Consider the following 23,257-nt stretch of genomic DNA (forward strand, 5'->3'; position numbering starts at 1 on the left):
TTTCGTTTATTGGAGTGCTTCATGTCCCGCCGTCTTCCCGTGATTCTGCTACTCGTTCTTTTGCCGTTATGGCTGGCCGCCAGTTATGGCGCGCGTTATGGCTTTATGGAGGATGCGCAATGGGTTGGCCTCTGCGTGGACGAGGCGAGCCGCTGGGAATGCCAGATTCGTTCGAACCTGGGCTTGATGATTCACTTCAAGGTGTTGGGCTTCGCCGCATTGGCCGCCGCGATCATCGGTTTTGTGGTGCCGGGCCGGGCCGGGTGGTGGCTGGCGGTGCTGGCGCTGGTGTTCGGGTTTCCGGCGCTGGCGTTGTACAACACGACGTTGGCGGTGTTTGCGGTGGTGATTGCCGCTTTGCGTCTGGTTCGGGCATCCCATAGCGCCTGATAGTCCGTCTTCGCGGGCGAGCCTCGCTCCTACAAGTATTGAGTCGTTCATGAAATTGATGAACGACTCAATACTTGTAGGCGCGAGGCTTGCCCGCGAAGAGGCCAGGAGCTTCGCTGAAGATCAGGCCTTACGAACCCGCAAACTGCGCCACAACGCCGCCACCATCAACGCACTCACCAGCGCCCAACCCCAGGCCTGCTGGTTCTGCAATCCTTCTTGATACAGCTGCGGCGCAATGCCGGCGCCGATGATGAAGGTCAGCAGGGCGATTTCACGACGCGGCACGCTCACCGGACGGCACAGGTAAACCAGCGCTGGCAGTATGAAGGCGACACTCGGGAAGCTGCGATAGCGTGGATCGAACACCAGCTCCAGCATCATCACCGCCGCCGCAAAACCGGCCGCAGCAACCAGCCAGCCCGCTCGCCGTTCCAATGCATTGAACGCCCGCTCACGCCAACCGGTGCGAGCGCTCAGCGTCAGCGCAGCGTGGGCCAGCACCGACAGGTTCAAACCCGTCAGCAACGCCACCCATAACCATTCACTGGCAAAACGCGTGGTGACACGCGCCAGATCGCCCCAGGCGCCAATCGAGCAAGCCGCCAGTGCGCCGAGCAGCGGCAGCACCAAGGCAGCGCGCGTGGTGCGTACACGCCCGCCGAGCATCAGCGTGCCAAGGAAGATCAAACCGCCAACGGCCAGCCACTGCGCCCAGTACGGCACGTTCGACACCGGGCCGGCCAGCACGCCTTTGTCCTGACGATCGGCATCGAACAGCCCCCAGTAACCGCCGACCGCACCTTCGCTGGCGCGTTTCCATGGCTGGTCGAAGGCTTCGATCAGGTTGTAATGCCAGCCTTGCTGCTCGGCCATGATGACAAAACCACGGATGAATTTGGCTTCATTGACCCGGCTCGGCAGGGCGGTTTCGCGCTGACGGCCTTCACTCGGCCAGCCGGTTTCGCCAATCACCACGTCTTTAGGTGCGAATTTGTTGCCGAACACCTGACGCACTTCAGCCACATGCTGCAACGCGGCGTCGATATTCGAGGGATCATCTTCCCAGTACGGCAGCAAATGGATGGTCAGGAAATCCACCGCCGGGGCGATTTCCGGGTGCTTGAGCCAAAACTCCCAGACGTCCGCGTAAGTGACCGGCTGCTTGACCTGGCTTTTGACTTTGTTGATCAGCTTCGCCAACTGCGCCCCCGTCACTTCCTTGCGCAGCAGGGTTTCGTTGCCGACGATCACCGAGGTCACCACGTCCGCGTTGGCGTTGGCCGAGGCGATCAGCAGGTCGACTTCTTTCTCGGTGTCCACCGGGTTGCTATTGACCCAGGCGCCGATCATCAACTTCAGACCATGCTTGCGCGCCAGAGCGGGCACCGCCTCGAGGCCGGTCATGGAATAAGTGCGGATGCACTCGAAGCTTTTGGCCAGCAGCGCGAGGTCAGCGTCCATGCGCTCGGGGCGCAACTTGAACGGCACGTCGTACGGTGACTGGTCCTTGTCGAACGGGGTGTAGGAGGCGCATTGCAGCTTGTGCGTCGCACTCGCGACGTCCGGCAGAATCACCGGTTTGCCGATGCCATACCAGAAGCCGCCAAGGGTAAACAGCCCCAGCAGACACGCGAAGAGATAAGCCAGTAAAGGAAAGCGGGATGTCGCGGGCATGGTCAGGCCGTCTGGGAGCAAAGCCGCGCATGTTACCTGCATTTGCCCCGCGCTAGGGGCCTTGCATGATTTTGACATGCAAAGTTCGGGCGGATCGGCCGGCGCATCCGAGGTGGTCGTGATTAATGGCGTTCTGATGTCGTTTCTCGATGCCTTGAGGTCGCTGACAGCACAGGTTCCGGTTGGCGTCAGGTTGATTATCGACGCATCAGTGCTCTCATAGATAAATCACGCTGATGTTCGAACGAGTTTGCGGTGGGCGTGATGGGGGCGCTGTGCACCATAACAATACGTTGACGCGACTCGGCACCCGTCGAGCGCAGCACTTTCGGGGAAGTAACGATGAAGATGCGACGACTTTTAGGCGCCGGTGCCGCTCTGGTGCTTGCGATTGGCTCCACTATGGCCAATGCCGAGAGCAAAACCCTGAGCATCGGTTACGTTGACGGTTGGTCCGACAGCGTCGCGACCACGCATGTGGCCGCCGAAGTGATCAAGCAGAAGCTGGGTTATGACGTGAAACTGCAAGCCGTCGCCACCGGGATCATGTGGCAGGGCGTGGCCACAGGTAAACTCGACGCCATGTTGTCCGCCTGGCTGCCGGTGACCCACGGCGAATACTGGACCAAGAACAAGGATCAAGTCGTCGATTACGGTCCGAACTTCAAGGATGCAAAAATCGGCTTGATCGTGCCGGAGTACGTCAAGGCCAAAACCATTGACGATCTGAAAACTGACGACACCTTCAAGAAACGCATCGTCGGCATCGACGCCGGTTCGGGCGTGATGCTCAAAACCGAGCAGGCAATCAAGGATTACGACCTGACCGGATATCAACTCAAGGCCAGTTCCGGCGCCGGCATGATTGCCGAGCTGACCCGTGCCGAGAAGAAAAACGAATCCATCGCTGTGACCGGTTGGGTGCCGCACTGGATGTTCGCCAAGTGGAAACTGCGCTTCCTGGACGACCCGAAAGGCGTTTATGGCGCGGCTGAAACCGTGAACAACATCGGTAGCAAAGAACTGGCAACCAAAGCACCGGAAGTGGCCAAGTTCCTGAAGAACTTCCAGTGGGCGTCGAAAGACGAAATCGGCGAAGTGATGTTGGCGATTCAAGATGGCGCCAAGCCTGAAGCCGCTGCCAAGGACTGGGTGGCCAAACACCCGGAACGCGTTGCAGACTGGATCAAATGATTTGAGCTGACGGCTCTAGTCAGCACCTCTCAAAGGCCCCTCGGTGTAAAAGCCGAGGGGCCTTTTGTTTTTTTGTAGGAGCCAGGCTTGCCGGCGAAGGCGATCAAGAGGGCGCCTTCGCCGGCAAGTCGAATCGTCGCACCGCTGGCTCCTACAGAAATCACTCAATACCGAACATTGGCGATTCTGTCATGTCGTTCTAATACTAAGGTCGTCTGGAACCTGTTCCGCAGCCGCATAGAGTGGATAACGTTCCAACTTTAATCTGTGCTGCGAGGATAAAAACAATGAACGACAGCATTTACCTCTCGATTCAAAACAGCCCGCGCTTCAAGGAGCTGGTTAGTAAGCGAGAAAAGTTCGCCTGGATTCTTTCAGCGATCATGCTTGGGCTTTACTCCGGATTCATCCTTTTGATTGCTTACGGGCCGCATATTCTGGGGGCGAAAATCAGCCCCGAATCTTCGATTACCTGGGGGATACCGATTGGTGTCGGGCTGATTCTGTCGGCCTTTGTCCTGACTGCAATCTACGTACGACGCGCCAATGGCGAATTCGACGACCTGAACAATCTGATTCTCAAGGAGGCTCAGCAATGATCCGGCGTCTATTGGCTTTATTGAGTGTTGCAGCATTCGCACCGGGTGCCTGGGCGGCTGAGGCCCTGACCGGCGCCGTTCAGAAACAACCGTTGAACGTCGCCGCGATTCTGATGTTCGTGGCTTTCGTCGGCGCGACTTTGTATATCACCTACTGGGCCTCCAAGAAAAATAACTCGGCGGCCGACTACTATGCGGCCGGCGGCAAGATCACCGGTTTCCAGAATGGTCTGGCGATTGCCGGTGACTACATGTCCGCGGCGTCTTTCCTGGGTATTTCCGCCCTGGTGTTCACTTCCGGCTACGATGGCCTGATCTACTCGATCGGCTTCCTGGTGGGCTGGCCGATCATTCTGTTCCTGATCGCCGAGCGCCTGCGTAACCTGGGTAAGTACACCTTTGCCGATGTGGCGTCCTACCGCCTTGGGCAAACCCAGATTCGCTCGCTGTCCGCTTGCGGTTCGCTGGTGGTGGTGGCGTTCTACCTGATCGCGCAAATGGTCGGGGCCGGCAAGCTGATCCAGTTGCTGTTCGGTCTGGATTACCACGTAGCGGTGATCCTGGTCGGCGTCCTGATGTGCATGTACGTGCTGTTCGGCGGCATGCTGGCGACCACTTGGGTGCAGATCATCAAGGCCGTGCTGTTGCTGTCCGGTGCCTCATTCATGGCGCTGATGGTGATGAAGCACGTCAACTTTGACTTCAACACGCTGTTCTCCGAGGCGATCAAGGTTCACGCCAAAGGCGAAGCAATCATGAGCCCGGGCGGTCTGGTGAAAGATCCGGTCTCCGCGTTCTCCTTGGGGCTGGCACTGATGTTCGGTACCGCTGGCCTGCCGCATATCCTGATGCGCTTCTTCACCGTGAGTGACGCGAAGGAAGCTCGCAAGAGCGTGCTGTATGCAACCGGCTTCATTGGCTACTTCTACATCCTGACCTTCATCATCGGCTTCGGCGCGATCCTGCTGGTCAGCACCAATCCGGCCTTTAAAGATGCGGCTGGCGCGCTGTTGGGCGGTAACAACATGGCGGCGGTGCACCTGGCCAACGCGGTGGGTGGCAGCATTTTCCTTGGCTTCATCTCGGCGGTAGCGTTCGCGACCATTCTGGCAGTGGTTGCCGGTTTGACTCTGGCTGGTGCTTCGGCGGTGTCTCATGACCTGTATGCCAGCGTGATCAAGAAAGGCAAGGCCAACGAGAAGGACGAGATCCGTGTCTCGAAAATCACCACCATCGCTTTGGCGGTGCTGGCGATCGGCCTGGGCATTCTGTTCGAAAGCCAGAACATCGCGTTCATGGTGGGCCTGGCGTTCTCCATCGCGGCGAGCTGTAACTTCCCGGTGCTGCTGCTTTCCATGTACTGGAAGAAGCTGACCACTCGCGGTGCGATGATCGGTGGCTGGTTGGGTCTGGTGAGTGCGGTTGGTTTGATGGTGCTTGGGCCAACCATTTGGGTGCAGATTCTGCATCACGAGAAGGCTATCTTCCCGTATGAGTACCCGGCGTTGTTCTCGATGGCCATTGCGTTTGTCGGGATCTGGTTCTTCTCGATCACTGACAAGTCCGCGGCTGGCGTTAAAGAGCGCGCGCTGTTCTTCCCGCAGTTTGTTCGTTCGCAGACCGGGTTGGGGGCGAGTGGGGCGGTTTCTCACTAAGGCTTCAAGTTTGTCTGTGTAAGTTGCGTTAAACAGAAATGCCCCGGTCGAGAGATCGGGGCATTTTTTTTTTGCGTTGCTTTGACTCTGTGGGAGCTGGCCTGCCAGCGATGGCGGCCTGATAGCCGACCATGTTCTTGCTTTCCGGGTACATATCCATTCCTGCGATAACGGCGGCTGGCGGTTTCGCCCTTACGGCGACTCACTTTTTTTACAAGCGCCTAAAAAAAGTAAGCAAAAAAACGCTCGCCCCGAGCGTCCGGCCCCTCGCCTAGGCTCGGTGTACCTTCGCTCCGGTATCCATCCGGGGACACTGCCCTCCGGTTGGCTTCGCTGCACCTACATGCAGCGTGTTCGACTGCGTCGAACGGCGCTGCGCGCCACTCCCCGGATGAACACCTCCACTCAGCCTCCCGAAAGGGGCGGGTAGATCAAAAGCTGAAGGCGAGCTAACGCTCGGCCTGATGAGTGGTGAAGAGCAAAAGCCGTACGCTGCTCTGCATGCTTTTGTAGGAGCGAGGCTTGCCCGCGAAGGCGGCCTGACAGCCGACCGATTTCTTGCAGGTGTACATCAATCCACTGTGGGAGTGAGCCTGCTCGCGATGGCGGTGTGTCAGGCAAAGCAATGTTGATCGAAGTACCGCCATCGCGAGCAGGCTCGCTCCTTGGGTGTGAGGATGCTTGGCTTTGGCTTTGGCTTTGGCTTTGGCTTTGGCTTTGGCTTTGGCTTTGGCTTTGGCTTTGGCTTTGGCTTTGGCTTTGGCTTTGACTTTGGCTTTGGCTTTGGCTTTGGCTTTGGCTTTTGACGTTGATCTTGATCTCTCGCCCCTTCGGCAGGCCGAGCGTAGGTGTTCATCAGGGGGTTAGGCGCGTAGCGCCGTGCGGCGAAGCCGCACACATCGAGAGGAGGTCGTCGCGAAGCAGACCGTAGGCGATGCCCCCTGATGGACACCGTAGCGAGGGAACGCGGAGCCTCAGCGAGGCGCCGTACGCCGGGGCGAAGCCTTTTGGTTCCTTTTTGGCGTTTGAAAAAGGGACTCGCTGTAAGAGCGAAACCGCCAGCCGCCGTTACCGCAGAAACGGATATGTACACAAATCCCAAATCCCAAAAACCCAGTCGGCCCTCAGGCCGCTGAGACTTCAAAGGCCACACAAACAAAAACGGCCTCTATATAAATAGAGGCCGTTCCCGGTAAAACTTAAGACGTTATCGCAAGACAGGTCTTATTTGCGGTCTTCCAGCTTGGTAATGTCACGCGACTCGTAGCCGGTGTACAACTGGCGCGGACGGCCAATCTTGTACGGGCTGGAGAGCATTTCTTTCCAGTGGGAGATCCAGCCGACAGTCCGCGCCAGGGCGAAGATCACGGTGAACATGCTGGTTGGAATGCCGATCGCCTTGAGGATGATCCCCGAGTAGAAGTCGACGTTCGGGTACAGCGAGCGTTCGATGAAGTACGGGTCGGTCAGGGCGATCTCTTCCAGGCGCATGGCCAGTTCGAGTTGCTTGTCGTGCTTGATGCCCAGTTCCTTCAGTACTTCGTCGCAAGTCTGCTTCATGACGGTAGCGCGTGGGTCGCGGTTTTTGTAAACCCGGTGACCGAAGCCCATCAGTTTGAACGGATCGTTCTTGTCCTTGGCCTTGGCGATGTACTTGTCGATGTTCGAAACATCGCCAATTTCATCGAGCATGGTCAGAACAGCTTCGTTCGCGCCGCCGTGGGCAGGGCCCCACAGTGCAGCGATGCCGGCGGCGATACAGGCGAACGGGTTGGCACCCGAAGAACCGGCCAGGCGTACGGTGGACGTCGATGCGTTCTGCTCGTGGTCGGCATGGAGGATGAAGATCCGGTCCATGGCCTTGGCGAGTACCGGGCTGATCGGTTTGATCTCGCACGGGGTGTTGAACATCATGTGCAGGAAGTTTTCCGCGTACGTCAGGTCGTTGCGCGGGTACATCATGGGTTGGCCCATGGAGTACTTGTAAACCATCGCTGCCAGGGTCGGCATCTTGGCAACCAGGCGGATCGCGGAAATTTCGCGATGCTGCGGGTTATTGATGTCCAGGGAGTCGTGGTAGAAGGCCGAGAGGGCGCCGACTACGCCGCACATGACGGCCATTGGGTGGGCGTCGCGACGGAAGCCGTTGAAGAAGGTCTTCAGCTGCTCGTGAACCATGGTGTGGTTCTTTACGGTGCTGACGAACTGGGCCTTCTGTTCTGCGGTCGGCAATTCGCCGTTGAGCAGCAGATAGCAGGTTTCCAGGTAGTCCGACTTTTCAGCCAGCTGTTCGATCGGGTAACCGCGGTGCAGCAGAATGCCGTTGTCGCCGTCGATATAGGTGATCTTCGACTCGCAGGAAGCTGTCGACATGAAACCAGGGTCAAAGGTGAAACGGCCCGTGGCCGTCAGGCCCCGAACGTCGATAACATCGGGACCAACGGTGCCGGTTAAAATGGGCAGCTCGACGGGGGCTGCGCCCTCGATGATCAACTGCGCTTTTTTGTCAGCCATGTGGCCTCCTATTTATGCTTGAAATCATCAGACAGACCCCCCACGCAGGGCCCGCACCACTATAGTGAGATAAATTCGAATGTCAATTTGCCTAAAGTCTTGCTCCAGAAGGCTTTAACTGGACTTTTTCCTCGAAATTGACTGCCATTTACGCCTTTTATCCAACTTGTGCAATGAGCTATTAGGGGAAGGTGAACGCGTTGTCATTAGTAGCCTAACTGTCTATACTCGGCCTCCGACCGCCAGGGGCTTTTGGGCCTGCTTTATTGGGGGTCGCACTCCCTGGGTGGTGGGTACCTGACCAGTGCACTCCCCAACAACTTTGCCCTGATTGTTAGGGGCTCTTCAGTGTGAAAAAAAGCCGTGAATAGCCAACGACCTGTAAACCTAGACCTAAGGACCATCAAACTCCCAGTCACTGCTTACACGTCCATTCTTCACCGAATCTCCGGAATCATCCTCTTTGTCAGCCTGGCCATCATGCTTTATGCATTGGACAAGTCGCTCGACTCGGAAGAAGGCTTCGGCCAGGTGAAAGCGTGTCTGACCAGTCCGCTAGCCAAGCTAGTGACATGGGGCATCCTGTCCGCCTTGCTGTATCACCTGGTTGCCGGTGTGCGCCACTTGATCATGGACATGGGCATCGGCGAGTCGCTTGAAGGCGGCAAACTGGGCTCGAAAATCGTTATCGCCGTTTCCGTGGTGGTAATCGTTCTGGCAGGAGTTTGGATATGGTAACTAACGTCACGAACCTGTCGCGTTCGGGCCTCTATGACTGGATGGCACAACGTGTGTCTGCGGTCGTTCTCGCGGCTTACTTCATTTTCCTGATCGGATACGTCGTCGCCAACCCAGGCATCGGCTACGCCCAATGGCATGAACTGTTCGCAAGCAACTGGATGCGTATTTTCAGTCTCCTGGCTCTCGTTGCCCTCGGCGCTCACGCCTGGGTCGGCATGTGGACCATCGCGACCGACTACCTGACGCCAATGGCGTTCGGCAAGTCCGCGACTGCAATACGTTTCCTTTTCCAGGCGGTATGCGGCGTTGCGATGTTCGCTTACTTCGTCTGGGGTGTGCAGATTCTCTGGGGTATCTGATTCATGTCTACTACCGTTAATACGCTTTCGTTCGACGCCATCATCATTGGCGGCGGCGGTGCTGGCATGCGCGCTGCGCTGCAGCTGGCACAAGGTGGTCACAAGACTGCCGTAGTTACCAAGGTTTTCCCGACTCGTTCGCACACTGTATCCGCCCAGGGTGGCATCACCTGCGCCATCGCTTCGGCAGATCCGAACGATGACTGGCGCTGGCACATGTACGATACCGTCAAAGGTTCCGACTATATCGGTGACCAGGACGCTATCGAATACATGTGTTCCGTAGGGCCGGAAGCGGTTTTCGAACTCGAGCACATGGGCTTGCCGTTCTCCCGTACCGAACAGGGCCGCATTTATCAGCGTCCGTTCGGCGGTCAGTCGAAAGACTTCGGTAAAGGTGGCCAGGCTGCACGTACGTGCGCCGCTGCCGACCGTACCGGTCATGCTCTGCTGCACACTTTGTACCAGGCTAACCTCAAGGCCGGCACCGTATTCCTCAACGAATACTACGGCGTCGACCTGGTGAAGAACGAAGACGGTGCCTTTGTCGGCATGATCGTCATCTGCATCGAAACCGGCGAAACTTCCTACGTCCGCGCTAACGCCACCGTATTGGCGACCGGCGGTGCAGGTCGTATCTACTCGTCCACCACCAATGCCCTGATCAACACCGGTGACGGCGTCGGCATGGCTCTGCGTGCTGGCGTGCCGGTACAAGACATCGAAATGTGGCAGTTCCACCCGACCGGCATCGCCGGCGCTGGTGTACTGGTTACTGAAGGCTGCCGCGGTGAAGGCGGTTACCTGATCAACAAGCACGGCGAGCGTTTCATGGAGCGTTATGCTCCGAACGCCAAAGACCTGGCTGGTCGTGACGTTGTTGCTCGCTCGATGGTTAAAGAAATCATCGCCGGCAACGGTTGCGGTCCGGATGGCGACCACGTAATGCTGAAACTCGATCACCTCGGTGAAGAAGTTCTGCACAGCCGTCTGCCAGGCATCATGGAACTGTCCAAGACTTTCGCCCACGTCGATCCAGCCGTGGCGCCGATTCCGGTCGTTCCAACCTGCCACTATATGATGGGCGGCGTTGCCACCAACATTCATGGTCAGGCAATCACCCAGGACGCCGACGGCGTCGACCAGATCATTCCTGGTCTGTTCGCAGTGGGCGAAGTGGCGTGCGTATCGGTTCACGGTGCCAACCGTCTGGGCGGCAACTCGCTGCTCGACCTGGTGGTATTCGGCCGTGCGGCCGGTCTGTTCCTGGAGCAGACCCTGAAAGAAGGCGTTGATTACGCCCGTCCTCGCCAGTCCGACATCGATGCTGCCCTGGCACGTCTCGATGGCCTGAACTCGCGTACCGAAGGCGAAGACGTTGCCACCCTGCGTAAAGAGCTGCAAAGCTGCATGCAGAACTACTTCGGTGTATTCCGTACCGGCGAATACATGCAGAAGGGTATTGCTCAGCTGGCTGATCTGCGTGGCCGTATCGCCAACGTCAAGATCAACGACAAGAGCCAGGCGTTCAACACCGCTCGAATCGAAGCCCTGGAACTGCAGAACCTGCTGGAAGTGGCCGAAGCCACCGCCATCGCTGCAGAGATCCGCAAAGAGTCCCGCGGCGCTCACGCCCGTGAAGACTACGAAGATCGCGACGACGAAAACTGGCTGTGCCACACCCTGTACTTCCCGGGTGACAAGCGCGTGACCAAGCGTGCTGTGAACTTCTCGCCGAAGACTGTTCCGACTTTTGAACCTAAGATTCGGACTTATTAAGGGTGGCCGCCATGTTGCAAGTCAGTGTTTATCGCTACAACCCTGATCAGGACGCTGCGCCGTTCATGCAGGAATTCCAGGTCGATACCGGTGGTAAAGACCTGATGGTGCTGGACGTGCTGGCCCTGATCAAAGAGCAGGACGAAGGTTTCTCCTATCGTCGCTCTTGCCGTGAAGGTGTTTGCGGTTCCGACGGCATGAACATCAACGGCAAAAACGGTCTGGCGTGCGTCACACCGCTGTCCGCTGTCGTAAAAGGTAACAAGCTGATCGTTCGTCCGCTGCCAGGTTTGCCGGTTATCCGTGACCTGGTCGTCGATATGAGCATCTTCTACAAGCAATACGAGAAGGTTAAGCCATACCTGCAGAACGACACGCCGGCTCCGGCCATCGAACGTCTGCAGACCCCGGAAGAGCGTGAAAAACTCGACGGTCTGTACGAGTGCATCCTGTGCGCTTGCTGCTCGACCTCTTGCCCGTCCTTCTGGTGGAACCCGGACAAGTTCCTGGGTCCAGCTGCTCTGCTGCAAGCGTACCGCTTCCTGGCAGACAGCCGCGACACCAAGACTGCCGAGCGTCTGGCTTCGCTGGATGATCCGTTCAGCGTATTCCGCTGCCGCGGGATCATGAACTGCGTCAACGTCTGTCCGAAAGGCCTGAACCCGACTAAGGCCATCGGTCACGTACGTAACATGCTGCTGCAAAGCGGCGTGTGATTCAGCTGTAAAGGCAGGACCGCTGTACCCGTAGATGCTACGGCGCAGGCTTCAACCGGCGCCGTAGTTTTAACCTGAGCAGCAGCTTATAAAGCTGCGGCTCTTATTTTGAAGAAATGAGACAAGCAGGGGCATCCGGGCTGGTACCCGGACTATCAGCGTGATCCTAAGTGGCTTGTTTTAGTCGCTGCATTCGGACTTCTGCAAGTTTGCTCGGTGTCGACGCCGGTGGTGTTCCCCTAACCGAGGGTGACCAAGCATGCAAGAAAGCGTGATGCAGCGCATGTGGAACAGCGCCTACCTATCCGGTAGTAACGCTGCCTATGTGGAAGAGCTCTACGAGCTCTACCTGCACGACCCTAACGCTGTGCCAGAAGAGTGGCGCACCTACTTCCAGAAGTTGCCGGCTGACGGCAACACTGCCACCGATGTTTCGCACTCCACAATTCGCGATCATTTCGTCTTGCTGGCAAAGAACCAGCGCCGCGCCCAACCGGTTTCCGCCGGGAGCGTGAGCAGTGAGCACGAGAAGAAGCAAGTTGAAGTGCTGCGATTGATCCAGGCCTACCGTATGCGTGGCCACCAGGCAGCCCAGCTTGACCCGCTGGGGCTGTGGCAGCGTCCTGCACCTGCAGACCTGTCGATCAATCATTACGGCTTGACCAATGCCGATCTTGATACGACCTTCCGTGCCGGCGACCTGTTCATCGGCAAAGAGGAGGCGAGCCTACGCGAAATTCACGAAGCGTTGCAGCAGACATATTGCCGCACCATCGGCGCTGAATTTACGCACATCACCGATTCCGAGCAGCGCCAGTGGTTCCAGCAGCGTCTGGAAAGCGTGCGTGGTCGTCCGACGTACTCCGCCGACATCAAGAGTCACTTGCTTGAGCGCGTTACTGCCGGTGAAGGCCTGGAAAAATACCTGGGCACCAAATACCCGGGCACCAAGCGTTTCGGCCTGGAAGGCGGCGAGAGCCTGATTCCGATGCTCGACGAGTTGATCCAGCGTTCCGGTTCCTACGGCACCAAGGAAATCGTTATCGGCATGGCCCACCGTGGCCGTCTGAACGTGCTGGTCAACACCTTCGGCAAGAACCCGCGCGAGCTGTTCGACGAGTTCGAAGGCAAGAAGAAGGTCGAGCTGGGTTCGGGTGACGTTAAATATCACCAGGGCTTCTCGTCCAACGTCATGACCACCGGCGGTGAAGTTCACCTCGCGATGGCCTTCAACCCGTCCCACCTGGAAATCGTATCTCCAGTGGTCGAGGGGTCGGTTCGCGCCCGTCAGGATCGTCGTAACGACCCTACCGGCGAGAAAGTTCTGCCGATCTCCATCCACGGTGACGCGGCATTCGCCGGTCAGGGCGTGGTGATGGAAACCTTCCAGATGTCGCAGACCCGCGGTTTCAAGACCGGCGGCACCGTGCACATCGTGATCAACAACCAGGTTGGTTTCACCATCAGCAACCCGCTGGACTCGCGCTCCACCGAGTACGCGACCGACGTTGCGAAAATGATCCAGGCGCCGATCCTCCATGTGAATGGTGATGATCCGGAAGCCGTATTGTTCGTGACCCAGCTGGCCATCGACTACCGCATGCAGTTCAAGCGTGACGTGGTGATCGACCTGGTCTGCTACCGTCGTCGTGGCCACAACGAGGCCGACGAGCCAAGCGGCACCCAGCCGATCATGTATCAGCAGATCACCAAACAGCGCACCACCCGTGAACTGTATGCCGATCGCCTGACTCAGAGCGGTGTGCTGGACGTTGAGCGTGTTCAGGCGAAAGTCGATGAATACCGCAACGCGCTGGACAATGGTCTGCATGTTGTAAAAAGCCTGGTCAAAGAGCCGAACAAAGAGTTGTTCGTGGACTGGCGTCCGTACCTGGGCCACGCCTGGACCGCGCGTCACGACACGCGTTTCGATCTGAAAACCTTGCAGGAACTGTCCGCCAAGCTGCTGGAAATTCCGGAAGGCTTCGTGGTTCAGCGCCAGGTCTCGAAAATCTACGAAGACCGTCAGAAGATGCAAGCCGGCGGCCTGCCGATCAACTGGGGTTACGCCGAAACCATGGCGTACGCGACCCTGGCGTTCGAAGGTCACCCGATTCGCATGACGGGTCAGGACATCGGTCGCGGTACGTTCTCGCACCGTCACGCTGTCCTGCACAACCAGAAAGACGCGGGTACCTACGTCCCGCTGCAAAACCTGTACAAGGGCCAGCCACGTTTCGACCTGTACGATTCGTTCCTGTCCGAAGAAGCCGTGCTGGCGTTCGAATACGGTTACTCGACCACCACGCCTGAGGCGCTGGTGATCTGGGAAGCCCAGTTCGGCGACTTCGCCAACGGTGCCCAGGTGGTTATCGACCAGTTCATCACCAGTGGCGAGCACAAGTGGGGCCGTCTCTGCGGTCTGACCATGCTGCTGCCGCACGGTTACGAAGGTCAGGGGCCGGAGCACTCGTCGGCGCGTCTGGAGCGTTACCTGCAGCTGTGCGCCGAGCACAACATTCAGGTGGCGGTACCGACTACGCCGGCTCAGATCTACCACTTGCTGCGTCGTCAGGTGATTCGCCCGCTGCGCAAGCCATTGATCGTTCTGACTCCGAAGTCGCTGCTGCGTCACAAGCTGGCCATCTCGACCCTGGAAGATCTGGCCGAAGGTTCGTTCCAGACCGTTATCCCGGAAATCGATGCACTGGACCCGAAAAAGGTCGAGCGCGTTGTTCTGTGTAGCGGCAAGGTCTACTACGACCTGCTGGAAAAACGCCGTGCCGAAGGTCGTGATGACATCGCCATCGTGCGTATCGAGCAGCTGTACCCATTCCCTGAGGACGACTTGAACGAAGTCCTGGCTCCGTACACCAACCTCAAACATATCGTTTGGTGTCAGGAAGAGCCGATGAACCAGGGTGCCTGGTACTGCAGCCAGCATCACATGCGCCGCATCGTGGGCAATCACAACAAGGCGCTCGTCCTCGAGTACGCCGGCCGTGATGCTTCTGCTGCACCTGCTTGTGGTTATGCATCGATGCACGCTGAGCAGCAGGAAAAACTGCTGCAAGACGCCTTTACTGTTTAACGCCTTCGCGCACCTGAAACCGAATTTAAGGACTCACAGATAATGGCTATCGAAATCAAAGCCCCCACTTTCCCGGAATCGGTTGCCGATGGCACCGTTGCCACCTGGCACAAAAAGCCGGGCGACGCCGTCAAGCGCGATGATCTGATCGTCGACATCGAAACCGACAAAGTCGTACTGGAAGTGTTGGCCACCGCTGACGGCGTGCTGGGCGCTATCGTCAAGAACGAAGGCGACACCGTTCTGTCCGACGAAGTCCTGGGCTCCATCGAAGCGGGCGGCGCTGCTGCTGCTCCAGCTGCTGCCGCTGCTGCCGCTGCTCCGGCGGCTGCACAAGCTGCTGCTCCAGCCGCTGAAGGCGAAGACGATCCTGTTGCTGCACCGGCTGCTCGCAAGCTGGCTGAAGAAAACGGTATCAACATCGCTTCCGTTGCCGGCACTGGCAAAGGCGGTCGTGTGACCAAGGAAGACGTGGTTGCAGCCGTTGCTGCCAAGAAAGCCGCTCCGGCTGCTGCGCCTGCCAAGGCTGCTGCTCCGGCTGCCGCTGCTCCTGTGTTCGCCGCTGGCGACCGCATCGAGAAGCGCGTTCCGATGACCCGCGTTCGCGCTACCGTGGCCAAGCGCCTGGTTGAAGCTCAGTCGAACATGGCGATGCTGACCACCTTCAACGAAGTCGACATGACCGAAGTCATGGCCCTGCGTTCGAAGTACAAGGACCTGTTCGAGAAGTCCCACAACGGCGTACGCCTGGGCTTCATGTCGTTCTTCGTGAAAGCGGCCACCGAAGCGCTGAAACGCTTCCCGGCTGTCAACGCGTCGATCGACGGTGCCGACATCGTTTACCACGGCTATGCCGACGTTGGTGTAGCTGTTTCCAGCGACCGCGGCCTGGTTGTACCGGTTCTGCGTAACGCCGAACTGATGAGCCTGGCTGAAATCGAAGGCGGCATCGCCACCTTCGGCAAGAAGGCTCGTGACGGCAAACTGTCGATGGACGAAATGACCGGCGGCACGTTCACCATCACCAACGGTGGTACCTTCGGTTCGATGATGTCGACCCCGATCGTCAACCCGCCGCAAGCGGCCATCCTGGGCATGCACAACATTCTGCAGCGTCCTATGGCGATCAACGGTCAGGTCGTTATCCGTCCGATGATGTACCTGGCGCTGTCCTACGATCACCGTCTGATCGATGGCAAAGAAGCTGTGACCTTCCTGGTTACCATCAAGAACCTGCTGGAAGACCCGGCTCGTTTGCTGCTGGATATCTAAAAAGCAGCTGCAAGCTGCAAGTTTCAAGCCCCAAGCGCAAGCCTGCGCATGGGCTTCAACTTGCAGCTCGCGGCTTGAAGCTTGCTGCTAAAAGGGAACCTTTTTTATGACTCAGAAATTCGACGTGGTAGTGATTGGCGCGGGCCCTGGCGGTTACGTGGCTGCCATTAAAGCAGCGCAACTGGGCCTCTCCACTGCCTGCATCGAGAAATACACCGACAAGGAAGGCAAACTGGCCCTCGGCGGTACTTGCCTGAACGTCGGCTGCATTCCATCCAAGGCGCTGCTGGACAGCTCCTGGAAATACAAGGAAGCCAAAGAAGGCTTCGCGATCCACGGTATCAATCACGCTGGCGTGACCATGGACGTGGCAGCAATGGTTGGCCGTAAAGCCAACATCGTCAAAGGCCTGACCTCTGGCGTTGCCACCCTGTTCAAGGCTAACGGCGTCACTTCCCTGCAAGGCCACGGCAAACTGCTGGCCGGCAAGAAAGTTGAACTGACCAAGCCAGACGGCACCGTTGAAATCATCGAAGCCGAGAACGTGATTCTGGCGTCGGGCTCGCGTCCGATCGACATTCCACCGGCTCCGGTTGACCAGAACGTGATCGTCGATTCGACCGGCGCGCTGGAATTCCAATCGGTTCCAAAACGTCTGGGCGTTATCGGCGCTGGCGTGATCGGTCTGGAACTGGGTTCGGTCTGGTCGCGTCTGGGTTCGGAAGTGGTTGTCCTGGAAGCACTGGAGAAGTTCCTGCCAGCCGCTGACGACGCCGTTTCTAAAGAAGCCTACAAAACCCTGACCAAACAAGGTCTGGACATCAAGCTGGGCGCTCGCGTCACCGGTTCCAAAGTGAACGGCAACGAAGTTGTCGTGAACTACACCGATGCCAATGGCGAACAGAACATCACGTTTGACAAGCTGATCGTTGCCGTTGGTCGCCGTCCAGTGACCACCGAACTGTTGGCTGCCGACAGCGGTGTGAACATCGACGAGCGCGGTTTCGTATTCGTTGATGACCAGTGCGCCACCAGCGTACCGGGCGTTTACGCGATCGGTGACGTGGTTCGCGGCATGATGCTGGCGCACAAGGCGTCCGAAGAAGGCATCATGGTGGTTGAGCGCATCAAGGGCCACAAAGCCCAAATCAACTATGACCTGATCCCTTCTGTTATTTATACTCACCCGGAAATCGCGTGGGTCGGCAAAACCGAGCAGGTCTTGAAGGCTGAAGGCGTTGAAGTTAACGTTGGCACCTTCCCGTTCGCAGCCAGCGGCCGTGCCATGGCAGCCAACGACACCGGCGGTTTCGTGAAAGTCATTGCCGATGCCAAGACTGACCGCGTATTGGGCGTCCACGTGATTGGCCCGAGCGCTGCAGAACTGGTTCAGCAGGGCGCAATAGGTATGGAATTCGGCACCAGCGCTGAAGACTTGGGCATGATGGTTTTCTCCCATCCGACCCTGTCTGAAGCCTTGCACGAAGCAGCTCTGGCAGTGAATGGCGGCGCCATTCACATCGCCAACCGCAAGAAGCGTTAAGACAATAAGAAACCACGGCGGAATGGCCCGTCGTGAGCCTTGCATGCAAGACTCACCGCGGAATATCCGCTGGACGCAGTCTCGCGTAGTTGCACCGGTTGACCGGAAAGGCTACGCGAGCAGCAGTCACAGGTGGTGCGGCACTTGAACAAGTGCAGCACCGAATGCGCAGTACCTAACGAAGACGGTAATAAGCATGAATCTTCACGAGTATCAGGGTAAGCAGCTCTTCGCTGAATACGGCCTGCCAGTATCCCAGGGTTTCGCCGTAGACACCCCGGAAGCAGCAGCAGAAGCGTGCGACAAAATCGGCGGGACCGAGTGGGTTGTCAAAGCCCAGGTTCACGCAGGTGGTCGCGGTAAAGCGGGCGGCGTCAAGCTGGTTCGCAGCAAAGAAGACGCCAAAGCATTCGCTCAACAGTGGTTGGGCAAGCGTCTGGTGACTTACCAGACTGATGCCAATGGTCAGCCAGTCACCAAGATCCTGGTTGAATCGTGCACTGATATCGCTAAAGAGCTGTACCTGGGCGCTGTCGTTGACCGTTCGAGCCGTCGCATCGTGTTCATGGCTTCCACCGAAGGTGGCGTGGACATCGAGAAAATCGCTCACGACACTCCAGAAAAAATTCTGAAAGCCACTATCGATCCACTGGTGGGCGCTCAGCCATTCCAGGGTCGCGAGCTGGCATTCCAGCTGGGTCTGGAAGGCAAGCAAGTTGCTCAGTTCGCCAAGATCTTCGTAGGTCTGGCCAAGCTGTTCAAGGATCACGACCTGGCTCTGCTGGAAGTGAACCCGCTGGTGATCAAGGCTGACGGCGATCTGCATTGCCTCGACGCCAAGATCAACATCGACGCCAACGCCATGTACCGTCAGCCTAAGCTGAAGACTTTCCACGATCCGTCGCAAGACGATCCGCGCGAAGCGCACGCTGCCAAGTTCGAACTGAACTACGTAGCACTGGAAGGCAACATCGGTTGCATGGTCAACGGTGCTGGCCTGGCCATGGGTACCATGGACATCGTCAACCTGCATGGCGGCAAACCAGCCAACTTCCTCGACGTGGGCGGCGGTGCTACCAAAGAACGCGTTACCGAAGCGTTCAAGATCATCCTGTCCGACACTAACGTCGCTGCAGTATTGGTCAACATCTTCGGCGGCATCGTTCGTTGCGACATGATTGCCGAAGGCATCATCGGTGCAGTGAAAGAAGTCGGCGTGAAAATCCCGGTTGTTGTTCGCCTTGAAGGCAACAACGCTGAGCTGGGCGCTAAAGTACTGGCAGAAAGCGGTTTGAACATCATCGCTGCTACCAGCCTGACCGACGCTGCTCAACAAGTCGTTAAAGCTGCGGAGGGCAAATAATGAGCGTCCTGATCAATAAAGACACCAAAGTTATCTGCCAGGGTATTACCGGTTCGCAAGGTAGTTTCCACACCCAGCAAGCCATCGAATACGGCACCAAGATGGTTGGTGGTGTAACTCCTGGCAAAGGCGGCACCGAGCACCTGGGTCTGCCAGTGTTCAACACCGTGAAAGACGCTGTAGCTGCCACTGGCGCTACCGCCAGCGTGATCTACGTTCCGGCTCCTTTCTGCAAAGATTCGATCCTGGAAGCAGCTTTCGGCGGCATCAAGCTGATCGTTTGCATCACTGAAGGCATTCCTACCCTGGACATGCTGGATGCCAAGGTCAAGTGCGACGAGCTGGGCGTAGTCCTGATCGGTCCTAACTGCCCAGGCGTGATCACTCCAGGCGAATGCAAGATCGGCATCATGCCAGGTCACATTCACTTGCCAGGCAAGGTCGGTATCGTTTCCCGTTCCGGCACCCTGACCTACGAAGCTGTGAAGCAGACCACTGACGCCGGTTTCGGTCAGTCGACTTGCGTCGGCATCGGCGGTGACCCGATTCCGGGTTCGAACTTCATCGACATCCTGAAGCTGTTCCAGGAAGACCCGAAGACCGAAGCGATCGTCATGATCGGCGAGATCGGCGGTTCGGCTGAAGAAGAAGCGGCTGCCTACATCAAGGCACACGTGACCAAGCCGGTTGTTTCCTACATCGCTGGTGTGACTGCCCCTGCGGGCAAGCGCATGGGCCATGCTGGCGCAATCATCTCTGGCGGCAAAGGCACTGCAGACGAGAAGTTTGCTGCCCTGGAAGACGCAGGCGTTAAAACCGTGCGTTCGCTGGCAGACATCGGCAAGGCTTTGTCCGAGCTGACCGGTTGGGCGATCAAATAAGCCTCGCGCTTAGCTGACGCTTCACCAAACAAAGGCCACCTTCGGGTGGCCTTTGTCGTTTCCGGGGTTTGTTTTTGCCGTGCGGGCCTCTTCGCGGGCAAGCCTCGCTCCTACAGACTTTGTGTCGAGCGCTCCTTACCCATACGCCATAAACCCGTAGGAGCGAGGCTTGCCCGCGAAGACTTACTTACAGGCGACAACCATTAACATGCAAAAACGCGACACAGAAATGTCGCGTATCGGATAGATCGCCCCTTAACAGTGCGTTTGTCGGGCAAATTCGTTAGGCTAGCAGCCATTTTTGCGTCAGCGGCCCACAAGGAAGCAACGCGCTAAAGGGTCAGTCCTATACGGACCGACAGCATTTCCCTCACCCACAAGGGAAATCCCTCTCTAAATTCCGATTCAGTAGTGTGGATATTTCCTTAATGAAAGTTTTGAAAGGTCAGGACATCCTGGCACTTGGTTTTATGACATTTGCCCTGTTTGTCGGGGCTGGCAACATCATCTTCCCGCCTATCGTCGGTTTGCAGTCCGGACCCAATGTCTGGATGGCGGCGCTGGGCTTTCTGATCACCGCGGTCGGTCTTCCAGTCATCACCGTGGTGGCACTGGCCAAGGTCGGTGGTGCGATGGATGCGTTGAGCAGCCCGATCGGCAAAATAGCCGGTGGTTTGCTGGCCGCCGCGTGCTACCTCGCCGTTGGCCCGCTGTTCGCCACGCCGCGCACCGCGACCGTGTCGTTCGAAGTGGGTCTGGCGCCGCTGACCGGCGAGAGCCCGCTCGCGCTGTTCCTCTACAGCTCGGTGTACTTCCTGCTGGTGTTCTTCATTTCGCTCTATCCGGGCCGTTTGCTGGATACCGTAGGACGTTTCCTCGCACCCCTGAAGATCATCGCCCTGGCCGCACTCGGCATTGCCGCGTTCGCGTTGCCTGCCGGCGACATCGGCGTGGCCACCCCTGAGTACGTGGCGGCACCATTCTCCCAGGGTTTCATCAATGGTTACCTGACCATGGATACCCTCGGCGCACTGGTGTTCGGCATCGTCATCGTCAACGCGATCCGCTCCCGTGGTGTCGAATCGCCGGTGCTGATCACCCGTTACGCGATCATTGCCGGTCTGATTGCCGGCGTGGGCCTGGCGCTGGTGTACGTCAGCCTGTTCCGTCTCGGTTCCGGCAGCCATGAAGTGGCGGCCGGTGCTACTAATGGCGCGGCGGTTTTGCACGCTTACGTTCAGCACACCTTCGGTTCGTTGGGCAGTGGTTTCCTTGCCGTGCTGATCTCGCTGGCTTGCCTGGTGACGGCTGTCGGCCTGACCTGCGCCTGCGCCGAGTACTTCAGCCGTGTGTTGCCGTTGTCTTACAAGACATTGGTCATCATCCTGGCGGTGTTCTCGCTGTTTGTGTCCAATCTGGGCCTCACCAAGCTGATTGCGTTCTCGATCCCGGTACTGACGGCGATTTACCCGCCGTGCATCGCCCTGGTGGCGCTGAGCTTCTGCAAAGACTTCTGGCATGAGCAGGGCCGCATCGTTGGCCCGGTGATGCTGGTGTCGTTCATTTTCGGCCTGATCGATGCGCTCAAGGGCGCGGGTCTGGCGGACTGGATGCCGACTCAGCTGTCCCATCTGCCGCTGAGCGAGCAGGGACTGGCGTGGTTGGTGCCATCGGTCATGACCCTGGTGGTCGCGGTGGTTTGCGACCGTTTGCTGGGCAAGCGCGAAGAAGCGCTGGCTTAAGCGGTTTCACGACTCGCCACAAGCGGGTCTTGAGCATCTACAGAAATGCCCCGTATCAATCGATACGGGGCATTTTTTATGGGCGTGATGCAGTGTCTTTTTTTGTCAGCTAACGTCGAAGCACTGCAAATCCCCTGTGGGAGCGAGCCTGCTCGCGATTGCGGTAGATCATTCACTATCTCTATTGAATGTGATTCTGCTATCGCGAGCAGGCTCGCTCCCACAGGGGCCAGGTACTCCGCATCTACATCACAAGGACCTGCATGTCGTTCATCCACGCCAACATCATCCACCTCCTCGCCGCCGTCTGGTTTGTCATTTGCTGGGGCGGTTACACCCGGTATGCCTCGTGGAAGGGCCGCGACACCGCGTGCCTGGCCAGTGTGCTGCACCTGTACCGCGAAGACTGGATGCGCCGCATGTTGCTGCGGGACAACCGCATCGCAGACGCCAGCGTGGTCGGCAACCTGGAGCGCAACGCCTCGTTCTTCGCGTCCAGCACACTGATTATCCTGGCCGGTATTCTCACGGTACTTGGCGCGTCCGAGCGGGCCGTGTCGTTGCTGGCAGATATTCCGATGGTGCAGCAGGCGTCGCAGGGCATGTCGGAAATCAAGTTGCTGTGCCTGGCGCTGGTGTTTGTCTATGCATTCTTTACGTTCAGCTGGTGCATGCGCCAGTACAACTTCGCCGCGATTCTGATTGGCTCGGCACCGATGATTGGTGAGCGCCACGTGTCCGAACAAGAGCGCAAGGCCTTCGCGGCCCGCGCGGCCCGGGTGATCTCGATGGCCGCCAACCAGTTCAACTTTGGCCTGCGCTCTTACTACTTCGGCATGACCATGCTGGCCTGGTTCGTCAGCCCGTGGCTGTTCATGTTGATGAGTGCGGGCGTGGTGCTGGTGTTGTATCGCCGGGAGTTCCATTCCGACGTTCTCGATGTGATGGTCTATACCCCTACAGAGGCGCCATTGCCCGAAGCCAATAAAGAGGCCGCTTGATGAGTGTTCCGTTCTGGTGTGTGTTTATCAGCGCATTGTTGATTTACGTGGCAAAGATTCCAGTGGCCAAAGCCATGAGCGAGCAGGGCGGTTACAACAATCACCTGCCGCGTCAGCAACAAGCGCAACTCACAGGCTTCGGCGCCCGTGCGGTGGCGGCTCATCAGAACTGCTTCGAGGCGTTCATATTATTTGCGGTGGGGGTATTGATGGCGCACACCACGCAAACGGCGGGGTGGCTGATCGATTCGCTGGCAATCATCTTTGTGATTACCCGAATCATTTATTTGCTGTGCTATTGGGCTGATCTTGCCTGGCAGCGGAGTCTGGTGTGGTTCGTCGGATTAGTGTGTTCGTTGCTGCTGATGATTAGTCCGACTTTTAGAACTATTTTGCTCTAGCGGGGGCAAATTACAGGCAAAAGAAAACCCGCACTTGGCGGGTTTTCTTTATCACGCTAAAAACTGCTTTAGTTTTTAGGTGCTTCTTTTGCTGCCGCTGCTTCCGATTCAGCCTGAGCTTTGGCGGCTTCGGCGTTTTCTTTCGCAGCGTCGTTCACTTTATCCTGAGCTTTGCTCATGTCTTGCTGAGCTTGCTCAGCATGTTTGGCTGCATCTTGAGCTTTGTCCTCGGATTTTTTATCGCAGGCAGCGAGACCGAGGGAAGCGGTCAACATCAAGGCAATAGCTAAAGTCTTACGCATGGGGTGTATCTCCTTATGGAAAATATCTACTGGCCTT

Annotated in this window: 20 protein-coding genes; 17 read left to right on the forward strand and 3 right to left on the reverse strand. The window is 57.7% G+C overall.

Annotated features, from left to right (window positions below; all coding sequences use genetic code 11):
- The first annotated feature begins 21 nt into the window (after positions 1–21).
- Positions 22–390: a hypothetical protein gene (locus tag ACYZT6_RS06645; RefSeq protein ID WP_462026221.1), complete on the forward strand. Its 369-nt coding sequence runs from the start codon at positions 22–24 to the stop codon at positions 388–390.
- Between the two features lie 123 nt (positions 391–513).
- Here the strand turns inward: ACYZT6_RS06645 and ACYZT6_RS06650 are convergent, their stop codons facing one another.
- Entirely contained in the window at positions 514–2,109 is a 1,596-nt protein-coding gene (locus ACYZT6_RS06650; protein WP_462026222.1) for a glycoside hydrolase family 17 protein, read from the reverse strand.
- 300 nt (positions 2,110–2,409) lie between these two features.
- Between ACYZT6_RS06650 and ACYZT6_RS06655 the strand changes: the two genes are divergently transcribed.
- The 4 genes from ACYZT6_RS06655 to ACYZT6_RS06670 all read left to right on the forward strand — a co-directional run bounded on the left by ACYZT6_RS06655 (position 2,410) and on the right by ACYZT6_RS06670 (position 6,321).
- The gene (locus ACYZT6_RS06655) at positions 2,410–3,261 is read left to right on the forward strand and encodes a glycine betaine ABC transporter substrate-binding protein (protein ID WP_109628631.1); all 852 of its coding nucleotides are present in this window, start codon (positions 2,410–2,412) and stop codon (positions 3,259–3,261) included.
- 287 nt (positions 3,262–3,548) lie between these two features.
- Entirely contained in the window at positions 3,549–3,860 is a 312-nt protein-coding gene (locus ACYZT6_RS06660; protein WP_131061562.1) for a DUF485 domain-containing protein, read from the forward strand.
- A complete protein-coding gene (locus ACYZT6_RS06665) occupies positions 3,857–5,515 on the forward strand; it encodes a cation acetate symporter (RefSeq protein ID WP_462026223.1) in 1,659 nt (552 codons plus the stop codon). Before ACYZT6_RS06660 ends, ACYZT6_RS06665 begins: the two co-directional genes overlap by 4 nt.
- A gap of 677 nt (positions 5,516–6,192) precedes the next feature.
- A complete protein-coding gene (locus ACYZT6_RS06670; RefSeq protein WP_462026224.1) occupies positions 6,193–6,321 on the forward strand; it encodes a hypothetical protein in 129 nt (42 codons plus the stop codon).
- A 418-nt stretch (positions 6,322–6,739) separates the two neighbouring features.
- Here ACYZT6_RS06670 and gltA read toward each other — a convergent pair whose 3' ends face one another.
- Complete coding sequence (gene gltA, locus ACYZT6_RS06675) at positions 6,740–8,029, reverse strand: citrate synthase (protein ID WP_010456856.1); 1,290 nt, start codon at positions 8,027–8,029, stop codon at positions 6,740–6,742.
- 363 nt (positions 8,030–8,392) lie between these two features.
- Between gltA and sdhC the strand changes: the two genes are divergently transcribed.
- The 12 genes from sdhC (at position 8,393) to ACYZT6_RS06735 (ending at position 22,918) form a co-directional block, all read left to right on the forward strand.
- Positions 8,393–8,767: a succinate dehydrogenase, cytochrome b556 subunit gene (gene sdhC, locus ACYZT6_RS06680; RefSeq protein ID WP_461957847.1), complete on the forward strand. Its 375-nt coding sequence runs from the start codon at positions 8,393–8,395 to the stop codon at positions 8,765–8,767.
- Positions 8,761–9,129 (forward strand): succinate dehydrogenase, hydrophobic membrane anchor protein, encoded by a 369-nt coding sequence (gene sdhD, locus ACYZT6_RS06685; protein WP_007945134.1) that lies wholly within the window; start codon positions 8,761–8,763, stop codon positions 9,127–9,129. Before sdhC ends, sdhD begins: the two co-directional genes overlap by 7 nt.
- A gap of 3 nt (positions 9,130–9,132) precedes the next feature.
- Positions 9,133–10,908: a succinate dehydrogenase flavoprotein subunit gene (gene sdhA / locus ACYZT6_RS06690; RefSeq protein WP_008032662.1), complete on the forward strand. Its 1,776-nt coding sequence runs from the start codon at positions 9,133–9,135 to the stop codon at positions 10,906–10,908.
- Between the two features lie 11 nt (positions 10,909–10,919).
- Positions 10,920–11,624: a succinate dehydrogenase iron-sulfur subunit gene (locus ACYZT6_RS06695; protein ID WP_462026225.1), complete on the forward strand. Its 705-nt coding sequence runs from the start codon at positions 10,920–10,922 to the stop codon at positions 11,622–11,624.
- A gap of 259 nt (positions 11,625–11,883) precedes the next feature.
- Positions 11,884–14,715, forward strand: coding sequence for a 2-oxoglutarate dehydrogenase E1 component (locus ACYZT6_RS06700; RefSeq protein WP_462026226.1), 2,832 nt, complete (start codon positions 11,884–11,886; stop codon positions 14,713–14,715).
- A gap of 42 nt (positions 14,716–14,757) precedes the next feature.
- Positions 14,758–15,987 (forward strand): 2-oxoglutarate dehydrogenase complex dihydrolipoyllysine-residue succinyltransferase, encoded by a 1,230-nt coding sequence (odhB, locus tag ACYZT6_RS06705; RefSeq protein WP_462026227.1) that lies wholly within the window; start codon positions 14,758–14,760, stop codon positions 15,985–15,987.
- A gap of 106 nt (positions 15,988–16,093) precedes the next feature.
- Positions 16,094–17,530, forward strand: a complete 1,437-nt coding sequence (gene lpdA / locus ACYZT6_RS06710) for a dihydrolipoyl dehydrogenase (RefSeq protein WP_095130080.1) — start codon at positions 16,094–16,096, stop codon at positions 17,528–17,530.
- 196 nt (positions 17,531–17,726) lie between these two features.
- Positions 17,727–18,893 carry an ADP-forming succinate--CoA ligase subunit beta gene (sucC, locus tag ACYZT6_RS06715; protein WP_008148602.1) on the forward strand — a complete coding sequence of 389 codons (1,167 nt, stop codon included), beginning with the start codon at positions 17,727–17,729 and terminating at the stop codon, positions 18,891–18,893.
- A complete protein-coding gene (gene sucD / locus ACYZT6_RS06720) occupies positions 18,893–19,774 on the forward strand; it encodes a succinate--CoA ligase subunit alpha (protein WP_008148605.1) in 882 nt (293 codons plus the stop codon). The genes sucC and sucD overlap by 1 nt, the downstream gene beginning before the upstream one ends.
- Before the next feature lie 428 nt (positions 19,775–20,202).
- Entirely contained in the window at positions 20,203–21,516 is a 1,314-nt protein-coding gene (gene brnQ, locus ACYZT6_RS06725) for a branched-chain amino acid transport system II carrier protein (protein WP_438660788.1), read from the forward strand.
- A 263-nt stretch (positions 21,517–21,779) separates the two neighbouring features.
- On the forward strand, positions 21,780–22,517 hold the full coding sequence (locus tag ACYZT6_RS06730) for a DUF599 domain-containing protein (protein WP_462026228.1): 738 nt from the start codon (positions 21,780–21,782) through the stop codon (positions 22,515–22,517).
- Positions 22,517–22,918, forward strand: a complete 402-nt coding sequence (locus ACYZT6_RS06735; RefSeq protein WP_462026229.1) for an MAPEG family protein — start codon at positions 22,517–22,519, stop codon at positions 22,916–22,918. Before ACYZT6_RS06730 ends, ACYZT6_RS06735 begins: the two co-directional genes overlap by 1 nt.
- A 68-nt stretch (positions 22,919–22,986) precedes the next feature.
- Here the strand turns inward: ACYZT6_RS06735 and ACYZT6_RS06740 are convergent, their stop codons facing one another.
- Complete coding sequence (locus ACYZT6_RS06740; RefSeq protein WP_462026230.1) at positions 22,987–23,220, reverse strand: hypothetical protein; 234 nt, start codon at positions 23,218–23,220, stop codon at positions 22,987–22,989.
- Positions 23,221–23,257 lie beyond the last annotated feature (37 nt).

Source organism: Pseudomonas sp. RT6P73 (assembly GCF_054897715.1).